Origin of the sequence: Labilithrix luteola (assembly GCF_001263205.1) — a bacterium.
GTDB lineage: Bacteria > Myxococcota_A > Polyangia > Polyangiales > Polyangiaceae > Labilithrix > Labilithrix luteola.
Window position 1 is genome coordinate 2,280,107 of the sequence record NZ_CP012333.1, and the last position, 11,055, is coordinate 2,291,161.

General features: G+C 66.2%; 12 protein-coding genes. 3 read left to right on the forward strand and 9 right to left on the reverse strand.

Annotation, left to right across the window (positions count from 1 at the left end):
• Window position 1: 1 nt before the first annotated feature.
• Window positions 2-367, reverse strand: a complete 366-nt coding sequence (locus AKJ09_RS10355; protein ID WP_146647035.1) for a hypothetical protein — start codon at window positions 365-367, stop codon at window positions 2-4.
• Between the two features lie 732 nt (window positions 368-1,099).
• The gene (locus AKJ09_RS10360) at window positions 1,100-1,654 is read right to left on the reverse strand and encodes a TetR/AcrR family transcriptional regulator (RefSeq protein ID WP_169927421.1); all 555 of its coding nucleotides are present in this window, start codon (window positions 1,652-1,654) and stop codon (window positions 1,100-1,102) included.
• A gap of 70 nt (window positions 1,655-1,724) precedes the next feature.
• Here AKJ09_RS10360 and AKJ09_RS10365 point away from each other — a divergent pair, with 70 nt between their 5' ends.
• Window positions 1,725-2,555: an SDR family NAD(P)-dependent oxidoreductase gene (locus AKJ09_RS10365; protein WP_146647037.1), complete on the forward strand. Its 831-nt coding sequence runs from the start codon at window positions 1,725-1,727 to the stop codon at window positions 2,553-2,555.
• 218 nt (window positions 2,556-2,773) lie between these two features.
• Here the strand turns inward: AKJ09_RS10365 and AKJ09_RS10370 are convergent, their stop codons facing one another.
• The 4 genes from AKJ09_RS10370 to AKJ09_RS10380 are packed head-to-tail and all read right to left on the reverse strand — an operon-like array spanning window position 2,774 to window position 6,912.
• A complete protein-coding gene (locus tag AKJ09_RS10370) occupies window positions 2,774-4,120 on the reverse strand; it encodes a carotenoid oxygenase family protein (RefSeq protein WP_146647038.1) in 1,347 nt (448 codons plus the stop codon).
• Window positions 4,121-4,135: 15 nt separating this feature from the next.
• Window positions 4,136-5,605: an MFS transporter gene (locus AKJ09_RS10375; protein ID WP_169927422.1), complete on the reverse strand. Its 1,470-nt coding sequence runs from the start codon at window positions 5,603-5,605 to the stop codon at window positions 4,136-4,138.
• On the reverse strand, window positions 5,602-5,829 hold the full coding sequence (locus AKJ09_RS52825) for a hypothetical protein (RefSeq protein WP_169927423.1): 228 nt from the start codon (window positions 5,827-5,829) through the stop codon (window positions 5,602-5,604). Before AKJ09_RS52825 ends, AKJ09_RS10375 begins: the two co-directional genes overlap by 4 nt.
• A gap of 27 nt (window positions 5,830-5,856) precedes the next feature.
• Window positions 5,857-6,912, reverse strand: a complete 1,056-nt coding sequence (locus AKJ09_RS10380) for a zinc-binding dehydrogenase (protein ID WP_146647040.1) — start codon at window positions 6,910-6,912, stop codon at window positions 5,857-5,859.
• Between the two features lie 87 nt (window positions 6,913-6,999).
• Between AKJ09_RS10380 and AKJ09_RS10385 the strand changes: the two genes are divergently transcribed.
• On the forward strand, window positions 7,000-7,956 hold the full coding sequence (locus AKJ09_RS10385; RefSeq protein WP_205633670.1) for a LysR family transcriptional regulator: 957 nt from the start codon (window positions 7,000-7,002) through the stop codon (window positions 7,954-7,956).
• A gap of 34 nt (window positions 7,957-7,990) precedes the next feature.
• Here the strand turns inward: AKJ09_RS10385 and AKJ09_RS52830 are convergent, their stop codons facing one another.
• On the reverse strand, window positions 7,991-8,539 hold the full coding sequence (locus tag AKJ09_RS52830; RefSeq protein WP_169927424.1) for a hypothetical protein: 549 nt from the start codon (window positions 8,537-8,539) through the stop codon (window positions 7,991-7,993).
• 72 nt (window positions 8,540-8,611) lie between these two features.
• Here AKJ09_RS52830 and AKJ09_RS10390 point away from each other — a divergent pair, with 72 nt between their 5' ends.
• Complete coding sequence (locus tag AKJ09_RS10390; RefSeq protein WP_169927425.1) at window positions 8,612-9,628, forward strand: LysR family transcriptional regulator; 1,017 nt, start codon at window positions 8,612-8,614, stop codon at window positions 9,626-9,628.
• Here AKJ09_RS10390 and AKJ09_RS10395 read toward each other — a convergent pair.
• Together AKJ09_RS10395 and AKJ09_RS10400 are read right to left on the reverse strand one after the other, a co-directional pair.
• Window positions 9,612-10,181, reverse strand: a complete 570-nt coding sequence (locus AKJ09_RS10395) for an ester cyclase (protein ID WP_205633671.1) — start codon at window positions 10,179-10,181, stop codon at window positions 9,612-9,614. The two genes, AKJ09_RS10390 and AKJ09_RS10395, sit on opposite strands and share 17 nt — an antisense overlap.
• Window positions 10,182-10,488: 307 nt before the next feature.
• A complete protein-coding gene (locus tag AKJ09_RS10400) occupies window positions 10,489-10,983 on the reverse strand; it encodes a hypothetical protein (protein WP_146647042.1) in 495 nt (164 codons plus the stop codon).
• Between the last annotated feature and the right edge of the window lie 72 nt (window positions 10,984-11,055).

Genomic DNA, 11,055 nt, shown 5'->3' on the forward strand with positions numbered 1-11,055 from the left:
GCTACGGCGCGGCGTGACGCGCGCGTTCGACGCGGTCCCGAATGGCGGCAAGGAAGCGGTCGCGTTTGAGGATATTCTTCAGTCCGACGAGATCGGCGCCTTTGCCGTGCACGAGACGCACGCCCCGCGGGAGGGAACCGCGGGGGCTATTGTCTTCGTATTCGTAAGCGTCCGTGATTTCGCGAAACGGAATGAAGCGATGGCGCCATAGCCAACGAAGCTCGACTCCCTCGGGTTGCAACACGACCCGAGTCGGCACGTAGGCGAGGCAGAACGCCAGCACGCTCGCTGCAACCGCGATGACGAGCGCGATGTTCAGAAGCGTTCCGAGCAGAGGTCCGACGTCGGGCAAGGAGAATCTCAACATCGGAAGCCCCGGCACGGCGATCACCGCCAAAACGGTGTTGTGCCTCGTTCTTGCGCGCATCGGGGATAGGGCCAGTAACTTTTCTCCGACATGCATTGGCGAGCCACTCATGATGGCTTGAGTTAAGAACTACGCAACCACGTGCGAGCCAAATGGGAACGGAGCCCTTCGCTATTGTTCCGGCACGAACCTTGACGTCGTCGTTGCAGCGGCCGACTTTTCCTTCGGCGCCAGCCACCCGCGGCGAACGCCGGGCGCGCGCCTTTTGTACGACGTCATGGCGTGGTTACTCCGGGGCGCCATCTTTCCGTGCACTTGCCTTCCGTCGAGGCCTGGTCCGATCTGCGCACCATCGGTGGCACCGGGGGCGCCCGCGGGCTCGGGCGGTGAAGCGTCGTCCGACGCTGGGCTGCTCGGCGTGGGAGCGGGAGCTGGCGCATGTACCGGATCCGGTCCGCCACATCGACGTCGGCGCGCGCTATTCACGTTGTTCACGCCGCGTTCGACAGCACTCCAGTCGTCTTCACCGTCGATGAACAGCTTCCGCCGCGCATCCGCGTGAAGCTGCTCTTCTCCGGACGGCTGCGATGACAAGGCGCCGACGACTCCGATGAGCAACGCAGCAACCCCGGTGACCCCCGCGGCGGCGGCGAGCGTACGATTCCGATCTCCGACCGCCGCCGCGGTGCCGAGGGGTAGAGAAAGGTCGAAGAGACGAGCGCGCTCGCGCGCTTACTTGGACGGACGGAGCCCGGCGAGCAGAATGTCGACATAGCGACGCGCCGACCGCTCCGGCTCGGGCCCGGAACGCGCCGCGAGCTCGATGCCGCAGAGAAGACGCCGCAGGTCGCTCCCCGTCACCGACGCGCGTACGACCCTCGCCTTTCGCGCGCGTGCGAGCAACGCCTCGGCGTTCTCGTTGAGCGCGACGAAGCGCGGTGACGTTTGCAGCTCGACGTCCTGCGAGACGAGCTGCTGCCCCAACGCTGCGTGGCGAAGCTCGAGGTCGACGATACCGTGAACCATGAGCGAGAGCGCCTTCGCGGCATCCGGCTCACCCGCACACGACGCCATGATCGCCTCGAGCTCAGCCAGAGGACCTTCGAGCAGAGCGAGCAGCAACGCTCGCTGATCAGGGAAATGACGGTAGACGGTGCCGACCCCCACGCCCGCAAGTGCCGCGAGCTCGTTGAACGAAGGCGCGAGATTCCCCGTTTGCACCATCCGAGCCGCGACGGTGAGCAAGCGCTCGCGGTTCTTCCTCGCGTCTGCTCTCTGCTCGGACAACGCCACGAAGCCTACCACGACGCGGATTGAGGGCTTGCCACCGTGCATTAAGCGGATAGTTTATCCGCTTATGAGAACCTTCCTCGTCACCGGCGCAAACAGCGGCCTCGGCGCGACGCTCACACGAATGCTCGCGGTACGTGGCCATCACGTCGTCATGGCGGTCCGCGACGTGAACGCTGGCGAAGAGACGCGCGCGAGCATTCTCCGCGCAGCCCCCGAGGCGCGGCTTGAAGTCGAGCCTCTCGACCTCCTCGACATCGCGTCCGTTCGCGCGCTCGCCGCGAAAGTGCGCGACGTCGACGTCCTCGTCAACAACGCAGGCGTCGGGCTCGTTCGGAAGGCGCTCACGCCCGGCGGTGTCGTCCTCCCGTTCGCGACGAACCACTTGGGGCACTTCGCGCTGACAGCGCTGCTCTTCGACCGGCTCGCGCAGCGCGACGATGCTCGCGTCGTCACCGTCACGTCTTTCATCGTGAAGCGCGATCGCATCGACCTCTCGAGCATCGACGGCAGCCGGTACGACCAGCGCGGCGCTTACGCGCAGAGCAAGCTCGCCAACCTCCTCTTCGGCGTCGAGCTGAGTCGCCGCAGTCGTGCGGTGAAGAGCATCCTCGCGCATCCGGGGATGGTCATGACACCTCTCCAACGAAAGCCCCAAGGTCTGATGGGGATCGCGTCGCGCGCGTTCTCTGCCCTCTTCGCCCGGCCCGTCGAGTATGGCGCAGCCGCGCTGCTCGAGGCCGCGATCGGAGACTCGGCAAGCGGCGATCTCTGGGGCCCCGGCCACGCCGTCGGCGATCCTCCGCTGAAGGAGACGTGGCGTTCGATGACCGATATCGAAGGCGCCAAAGCGCTGTGGCGACGCTCCGAAGAGCTAACAGGTATTTCGTTCCTCTAGCCCGGTCGGTCGCACCTCCCACGATTCGATTCCCGGCGCCTCCACCACGGGACCTAGGAAAAGACGAGGTCCCGTTGCTTTGCGGAGAGCGTCGCACGCCCGTCGCAAGGGCGATGACGACACCGCCCTCGCCGGCGCTATCGGTCGGCAATGGTGACCGAGCCACGTCTCGCTCCAGGGGCTCGGACGTGTCGATGGGGTGACCGTGCGCGAGGAGGTCACGCCTTCGTCGGGATCCACGAGCCGTGCACTCCCGCAGGCACGTGGCGGGGAAGCTCGACGACCGCGACGGGCTCTCCCGCGATGTTCGTTGCGTCGAGCACGAGGAGCTCCGCGGGCGACTGGTCGGCGTTGCTGACCACGGTGAGGAGGTAGCCAGCGTCCTCGCTCGTCGCTCCGGCCGCGGGAACGAAGACGCCTTCGCTCGGCAGCTGCCCGGGCCGGAAGGTGCGTAGCTGGTGGGCGCCCGTGGTCAGGTCGTGCTTCGCCATGGCCCACGGGCCCTCCTCGCCCGCCGGGAGTGCCAGCGCGTACCCGTACCGGAACGGCTCCCCGATGAAGGCGGGATTGACCGCCGGGAACTCGACGACGAGGTCATCGACGGTCTGGGATCGGAGAAGGCCCTTCTCGGGGTCGAGCGTCCAGCGCCGGTGCTTCGTACCGGTCAGGAGGCTCGGGCCTCGGTCGGGCCGCCCGGCCCACCACGCTGTGGAGCGCTCCCATGCGGCGTGGTCGAACGCAGGGGCATCGAGGACAACCCGGCCCTCCGCGTCGTCATAGGCGTTCGTGACGTGAAGGACGTAGAGGGGGTCGACCTCGAACCACCGGATCGCGCCGCTCTCACGGGACATGATCCCAATGCGCGCTGGGTAGTCGGAGTTCCAGGCGTAGGGCATGCCCGACGTATCGTTCTTGTCGAACACCACGGGCATGTCGAACCAGACGATGTGACGCCGAGTGATGGCGAAGTCGTGCATCAGCGAGGGGCCGGCTCCCGGCACGACCTCGGCACGCACGATGTCACCCTTGGGCGATGCAACGTAGTACGTGAGGTATGGAGGAAAAGGCCCATAACCGAAGAAGTGCAGCTCTCCCGTGCGAGGGTCGATCTTCGGGTGTGCCCCCATCGCCGTCGTGAGCTTGCCCCCGAAGTCGAACGCGCCGACGGTGTCGAGCTCCGGTGTGACCTGGAAGGGAAGGCCCGCCTCGTTGAGGGCGAGAATGCGGCCCGCATGGCCGATAGCGTGCGTACCCGCGGTGTGCGCGGTCAGGTCGAGGCCGCGCTCGGTCATGTAAGGCGCGCCCGCGAGGGCCGGCGTGCGGACCCAGCGGTTGCGGTAGGCGTCGGCGCGCCCTTCACGGAGCCGGATCCCATGCAGCATGCCGCTGCCCTGAAACCAGTGAACGGGCACCACGCCCGGCGTTGGGTTGTGACCGTTGCGTACGAGCTGTCCGTCGAGCTCGCGAGGGAGGGCGCCGTGCACGCGCAGCTGCGTGACCGTGATTTCGTCGGAGACCGGCGCGAACGGACCGGACAAGAATGGCGGAGTGGTGAGCGTGGACATGGTTTTCCTTGCGTGTCAGGGATGTTGACTGGGTTCGTGGTTATCGACTGCGGAGGTGGAGAGCGCCGTCGGCCGGGGAGCGCGCAGCGCCAGGAGCGTGGCGACGCCGGTGAGCACGGACGCCGCGAGAAACGCTGTGCGGTAGCCCTCGGTCAGGGCGGCCACGCCGGGCTCTGCGGCGCTACCGGTGCGGCTCGCGGCGAGGGAGACGAGCAGGGCCAAGCCCATGGCGCCGCCGCACTGGCGCGTGGCGTTCACCAGTCCACTCGCAAGGCCGGACTCGGCCGGCGCGACGCCGTGCGTGCCGAGACTGGTCAGCTCGACGAAGGCGACACCGAGGCCGAGGCCGACGAGGAGCGACGGGCCGAGGAGGTGTCCGAGGAAAGTTGCGTCGACCCGGATCCGACTGAACCCGGCGAGCCCAACGGTGAGGAGCACGAGGCCGCCGACGAGCGTGGTCCTGGCCCCCAGGCGCACAGTGATACGGCGGACCTGCGTCGAAGCGACCATGATCGCCACCGCGAGCGGTAGCTGCGTGAGCCCGGTGCGGAGCGCGCTGTAGCCGAGGACCTGCTGCTGGTAGAGGGGCAGGAAGAAGAAGAGCGCGAGCCAGGCGCCGCCCACGAGCGTCATCGCAGCGTTGGCGAAGCGCACGCTCGGGTTGGCGAAGAGGCCTAGGCGCACCAAGGGCGCCATGCTCCTTCGCTCGACCTCGACGAAGGCGACGAGCAGAAGGGCCCCGATCACGAAGAGCCCCATCGTGCGCGTCGAGAGCCAGCCGTGGTGCGTGATGCCCGCGAGGCTGAACGTGAGCAGGCCCAACGCACCGGTGACAAGGACCGCCCCGAGGACATCGAAGGTCGGGCGGTCAGAGGACTCGGTTGAAGAGGTGCCCTGTGAAGACGGCATGACGAGGGACAACCCCACGAACGGCAACGCCGCGACGAACACGGAGCGCCACCCGAACGTCGTCGTGAGCATCCCTCCCGCGATCACGCCCGCGGCCCCTCCTGCTCCAGACACGACTCCCCAGACGGCGAGCGCCACGCTTCGCGCATGGCCTTTCGGATAGAGGGTGAGCGCGATGGAGAGCGCTGCAGGTGACAAGACGGCGGCGGCGATCCCCTGCAGGCCCCGGAAGGCGATCAGAAAACCAGCCCCGGGCGCGACGGCAGCGCCGAGCGAGGTAACGCCGAAGGCCGCCAGCGACACCGTAAACACGCGGCTCCGTCCGAAGACATCCGCCGCCCGTCCACCCGCGAGGAGCAAGCCTCCAAAGGCCAGGACGTAGGCATTGATCACCCACGTCAGCTCGACGGGGCTGAGCCCCAGACCTAGGCGAATCGACGGCAGCGCGATGTTGACGACCGATGTGTTCATCACCACGACGAACTGGGCCAAGGCCAGCGAGAGCAATGGCCGGAGGTCGCTGCCGGCTTGCACCGTCGAGGACGCTGCCGAGGCCCAAGGAGCTGAGCCCCTCACGGTGACACCCATTCGCATTTTCGGGTGATCCCCTTGCCGCACCATCGACATGCACGAACCTCGATGCAGAGATTCGCGGACCAGCCACGGATCAGGCGCTCTACCTCCGTGGATTCGATGCGAGCAACGAGCTCGAGCGCCGCCCACTCGTCGAACGTTGCTCGGCATGCCGAGCAACTTGCTTCGGGATCCATCAGCACCACCTCGCCGTTTCGGATTGCCATTCGACCGAGCCCCGATGGCCGCACGAACTACGCAACACCGAATCTGGCTGTGGTCTCGAGGACGATCTTCCCCGTGAAGCCGCCCGCTACGTGGGCCTCGAGCGCCGTACTGGCATCGAGGAGAGGAACCCGGCGCGCCACCTGCGCGCGAAGACTGCCGGCCATGAACAAGGCGAGGAGTCGACCAAGGTCTTCGCGAAACTCCCGCCAGAAGCGACGAGGTCGGAAGGCGCTATCGGCGCCGAAGCTGCCGCGTCCCCACACGTCGAAGACCTTCATCGTGCGCCCGCCCGGTCGCAGGCTCCAGAGGAGCGCGCGCGCCATGTTGACGAGGATGGGTGTCCACGCGGAACCGCGCGCGTTGATCGTCGATGCGCTCCCGTACGAAACCAGCGTGCCCCCGCGCCGTAGCATCGCGAACGAGGCGCGAAGCGAATCTCCACCCACGTGGTCGAACACGGCATCGACGCCCTCCGGCGCGAGGGCCCGCGTGTCGTCGAGGACCTTTCCGCGCGTGTAGTCGACGACGCGAGCCCCGAGGCGCTCGACCGCCTCTCGCTGCGACGGCTTGCATGTTCCGATGACGTGAACGCCCGCGAGCTTGGCGAGCTGGACGAGGATCGTCCCGACGCCACCCCCGGCGCCGTGAACGACGATGGTTTGCCCCGCCTTCACTCGAGCCACGCGGTGCAACATCTTGTAAGCGGTGATGCCGTTGACGATCAGCGTATCGACCTCGGAGGGGTCGAGATCATCAGGCACAACGACGAGCTCCTCGGCGCGACGCAGGACGTTCTCCGCCCACGCCCCGGTCTGCGTCATCGTCGCGACTCGCTTCCCGACGAGCGCCGGATCGACGCCCGGCCCGACGGAGAGGACCTTGCCCACGAGATCGTAGCCGGGCACGAATGGAAACGCCGGCTGTCCGGGATAGCGCCCGCCGAGCATCTGGACCTCGGCGAAGGAGACCCCCGTGGCCTCCGTCGCGATGGAAGCCTCGCCAGCTCCAGGGCTCCCGAGCTCGCGCTCGCGAATCTGGAGGGGTTGGTTCGGGCCCGGGATCACGATCTCGTGCGTCTTCATGGTGAGTCTCTCCTCGCCGCTCATCGGCAAGACTCATCATGCGCAGCGGAGTGTTATCCGTCGAATGGATGTTCTACATTGCACGTCATGGGTTCTATCCATCTTCGTTCGGTCGACCTGAACCTGCTCGTCGTCCTCGACGCCTTGCTCTCCGAGCGTCACGTGACGCGCGCAGGAAAGCGACTTGGTCTCTCGCAGTCCGCGACGAGCAACGCGCTCGAGAGGCTGCGCTCTCTGTTCGGCGATCCGATCCTCGAGCGCACGCGCGGCGGAATGACGCCGACGCCGCGAGCCCAGGCCCTCCGGCCCGCGCTCGAGCACGCGCTCTCCAGCGTCGCGCAGGTTGTCGGCCCACGCGCTGACCTCGCCACGCTCTCGCAGACCGTTCGTTGGTCGGTCGTGGACTACGGGACTGCGCTCTTGGGCCCGCCGCTCATGGCAGCGCTCCGCGACTCGGCTCCAGGACTCGACCTCATCGTGACTCCGTGGGGCGGTGCGGAGGAAGTCGTCGCCGAGCTTTCGGACGGCACACTCGACCTCGCCGTTTCCGTCATGGCGCCGGGCGCGTCGATGCTTCGCTGGCAGCCACTCTTCTCGGAGCGGTACATCGTCGCCATGCGGCGCGATCACCCGGCGAAGCAGCGCTTCTCTCTCGACAAATGGCTCCAGTACCCGCACGTCGTGGTGTCAGGACGCGCCCAGACCAGCGGCGCACTCGACGCGGCGCTGGCTTCGCAGGGCAAGGCCCGACGCGTTGGGCTCGTGGTGCCCAGCTTCCTGGCGGTACCGTCGATCGTCGGTAATAGCGACTTGCTGGCGCTCGTCCCGGAACGACTGCTCGCGACGGGTCCCTACGCCAATGTGATCACGCGGGAGCCACCGCTCCCTGTTCCGTCCTTCGAGGTCGGAATCGCGTGGCACCCTCGCCGCGATCACGATGTCGCAACAATGCACGTCATCCACGCCCTCATGGGTGTCGCGCGCGACGATCCAAAGGTTCGAGGGACTGCGAAGAACGACCGGAGGCCCAAGCGAGCGCGGTGACGTGCGCCGCGCGGAAACACCTAGCTCCTCAGCGTCAGTAACTCGCCGCGTCCGTCGCAAGCCGCGCTGTAACTCCCGAGGCTGGCCAACCGTCTCCCGCAAGCGACGGCGGGGACTGGCGTCCGTCAAAAACGCTGCGTGTAACCGAACGGACGAGAGCTCGCTCGACGTGGTTGACGAAACCGGGACTACTCTGGAACTCCTCCCGCAGGAGGGGCCAACTCGCCTGGACCACCGGAAGACGGAGCCCCCGTTCTGCCTCCGTGCGGAACGCCACCCATAGCCGACCGGAGAAGTAGCCGGTCGCATGGAGCGTGAAGGCCGAGTGCATGAGGTGAAGGAAGTCGAGCACCTCGACGGCGGCGATCTCGCTGGGCACACCACCGGGCTCTTTCCCAACCAAGTATGCGGCGCGGCTCGTGGTTGGCACCGCTCGGTACAGCTTCTGGAGCCGGTCACTCAGATCGAGATAGATGGCTGCGTTCGTTCGTCTGCGAAAGCTGAAGACGGCGAAGCTCGCGCTAAAGATGGCCATGGCCACCGTGAAGAGCGTCGCGTAGCGCACGAGTACGCTGAAAATCATGAGAGGCCTCTCCCCTTCAGAAATCCGTTCACCGTCAGCGCTCATTCTGGACGTTCGAGTTTCATCCGTCGAATGGATGCTTTCTATGAATTACTATCGACGCTGCCCATCATCGACGACGCCGATGGGCCTTGCCACGATGCAAAGAAGCAACCATGGTTGGAGACTAGAATGGCAAATGTGCAAGGCGTCGCGGACGCACGATGGGACGACGTGCGCATCTTTCTCGAGGCCCATCGCCAGAAGAGCCTCGGCGCGGCGGCGTCACGGCTCGGAATCGATACGTCGACGGTGAGCCGTCGCATCACGGCGCTCGAAGCGTCGCTCGGCGTGCGCCTCTTCGAGCGGACGCGGGAAGGACTTCTCCCCGCACGCGGGGCGGAACGGGTGTTGGCCGCCGCCGAGTCGATGGAGGCGGCGCACGGACGCCTCAAGCGCGATGCGTCGGACGTCGAGGCGCAGGCCGAAGGGATTGTGCGCCTCAGTGCCGACCCGGGGATGGCCGAGTTGTTCATCGCCCCCGCGCTCGTGCGGCTTCGCGCGAAATACCCCAAGGTCCACATCGAGCTCGATGCATCCGCGCAGCCGCGCGACCTTACGCGGCACGAGGCCGACCTTGCCCTCCGATCCGTCCAGCCACGGGGAGCCGAGCTCGTGACGACCAAGCTCCTTACCGCCAAGTGGTTGCCGGCGAGCGCCCCCGCCCTGGTGGAGGAGATCGGGCGGGTCTCTTCCTGGAACGATCCGCCATGGCTCGCGTGGGACAAGGACTTCGCGAGCTTCGCACCCGCGCGGTGGGTCACGGCGAACGCCGGAAAGGCCGAGATCGTCCTTCGGACGAGCCACTTCTCCGCCCAGCTCGCCGCCGCCGAGGCGGGCTTGGGAGTCGCCCTCTTGCCCACGATGTTCATCCGCGCACGACGGCTGGAGGAGGTTCGCTACACGAAGACGCTCGCGTCCTCCATCCACGCGTGTCCGTCCTCCGATGTCTGGCTCGTTGGCCACAGGATCCTTCGCGATGTGCCGCGGGTGGCGGCTGTGTGGTCCTTCTTCGCCGACGAGCTGCGAGCAGTTACTGAAGCTGCTTGATTCCAAGCTGCTGGAAGAAGAGGAGGCTGTCGGCGTTGGCCCAGTACTCCGCGAGCATGCCGTCGGCGACACGCAGCGTGTCGGTCCCGGTGAAGTTGACCTTCCTGCCGACCGACTCTGGCCCCGTACCTGGCAGACCGCCTCGGTAGGTGCCCTGAGCCCTCCACCGAACGACGAGGTGGTCGGCATCGGTGATCGGCCCCACCTCCACGGTGAACGTCAGGTCCGGGATGACGGAGCGGATGCCGCTGACCCAACCATTGAGCGCCTCGCGGCCGCGAATCACGTCCGAGCCAGATCCGGTCAGCGGAGCTGCGTGGGCGACGAAGTCCTTGGCAATGATCTTGTCGGTCATCGCGAGGTCGCCGTTCCACAGGTCTTTCCAGGGGGTCACGAATGCTGCGTTGTTTGCGTTGGACATGACGGTCTCCTTTTGGTGTGACGTGCTCGCGCAGCCGATCGCGAGCGCTCCGAGCGTGAGCGCGAGTACGCCGGTGCGGAACACCCTTGCCGTTGTCATCGAGAGCGAAGCGGATTGCTGTGCGGTGTTCATGCACGGAAGATGACCCTTGCCCGTTTGCAAGACAACGCCCATCGATGCAAACGATCACGGCACCAATGCAAGACCGCTATCGCCCTTGGCTCGTGGCCGAGACGGCAACTATCCTGACGCAGGGGGGCTCGCCGCTAGCGATGCTTCAAGACATCCGGCAAACCGGAGAGGATTCGCTCGTCGCGAAGTCGAAGCGGTGACGTCGCTGCGGACCGCGCGCTTTCAGTCGAGGCCTCGAGCCGCGCTCTCGTCTCCCGGCGTGCCTTTGGCGTCAACTCGGTACGCCTACCATCAACACGCGACGCGCCTAGCGCTTACCGAAATCTCTCTGCTTGAAGTCCGTGTCGCCTCGGTATCCGTACAACCGCGAGACGGCCTGGAAGTCCTCGGGCGAGAATCCGGCCCAGGAGTAGTTCCGGATGTTCTTCTTGCTCTTGGCGTCGCGCACGTAAAAGGACAAGCCGGCCTTCTGCTCGGGCAGGTTGATGGCCTTGTGCAGCGAGGGCACGAATTCGTACTGCGAGGTGGGGTAGCGCTTCTTCACGCCCAGCAGCGTGCTGACCGAGAATTCGGTGTCGCTGAACTCGTAGCGGTTCACGAACACGTAGTCTTTGCGGATGACGAGAAAAGCGATCAACCCCAGCGCCACGGTCGCCAGATAGAAGGCTGGCGTATGGATGTTGCGGTCGACGGTGTAGCGATACGCGTAATTGAAGACCAGGGAGAGCAGACCGCTGGCGATGACCAGTTGCCCAAGCTGGGAAACCAGCCATGTGGCCTTGTTACGAACATTGACAATCATTGCTGATCCCTAAGAGTCCCTGCCCTCTGCCATCCCGAGATGGTCCGAAGCATGCACCAGATCAGCTCAGTT

What these genes read in the sequence shown, in the direction of transcription:
- AKJ09_RS10355 (WP_146647035.1), bottom strand. Translation starts at nt 367, where the DNA reads ATGTTGAGATTCTCCTTGCCCGACGTCGGACCTCTGCTCGGAACGCTT.
- AKJ09_RS10365 (WP_146647037.1), top strand. Translation starts at nt 1,725, where the DNA reads ATGAGAACCTTCCTCGTCACCGGCGCAAACAGCGGCCTCGGCGCGACG.
- AKJ09_RS10370 (WP_146647038.1), bottom strand. Translation starts at nt 4,120, where the DNA reads ATGTCCACGCTCACCACTCCGCCATTCTTGTCCGGTCCGTTCGCGCCG.
- AKJ09_RS52825 (WP_169927423.1), bottom strand. Translation starts at nt 5,829, where the DNA reads ATGGCAATCCGAAACGGCGAGGTGGTGCTGATGGATCCCGAAGCAAGT.
- AKJ09_RS10380 (WP_146647040.1), bottom strand. Translation starts at nt 6,912, where the DNA reads ATGAAGACGCACGAGATCGTGATCCCGGGCCCGAACCAACCCCTCCAG.
- AKJ09_RS10385 (WP_205633670.1), top strand. Translation starts at nt 7,000, where the DNA reads ATGGGTTCTATCCATCTTCGTTCGGTCGACCTGAACCTGCTCGTCGTC.
- AKJ09_RS52830 (WP_169927424.1), bottom strand. Translation starts at nt 8,539, where the DNA reads ATGATTTTCAGCGTACTCGTGCGCTACGCGACGCTCTTCACGGTGGCC.
- AKJ09_RS10390 (WP_169927425.1), top strand. Translation starts at nt 8,612, where the DNA reads ATGGATGCTTTCTATGAATTACTATCGACGCTGCCCATCATCGACGAC.
- AKJ09_RS10395 (WP_205633671.1), bottom strand. Translation starts at nt 10,181, where the DNA reads ATGAACACCGCACAGCAATCCGCTTCGCTCTCGATGACAACGGCAAGG.
- AKJ09_RS10400 (WP_146647042.1), bottom strand. Translation starts at nt 10,983, where the DNA reads ATGATTGTCAATGTTCGTAACAAGGCCACATGGCTGGTTTCCCAGCTT.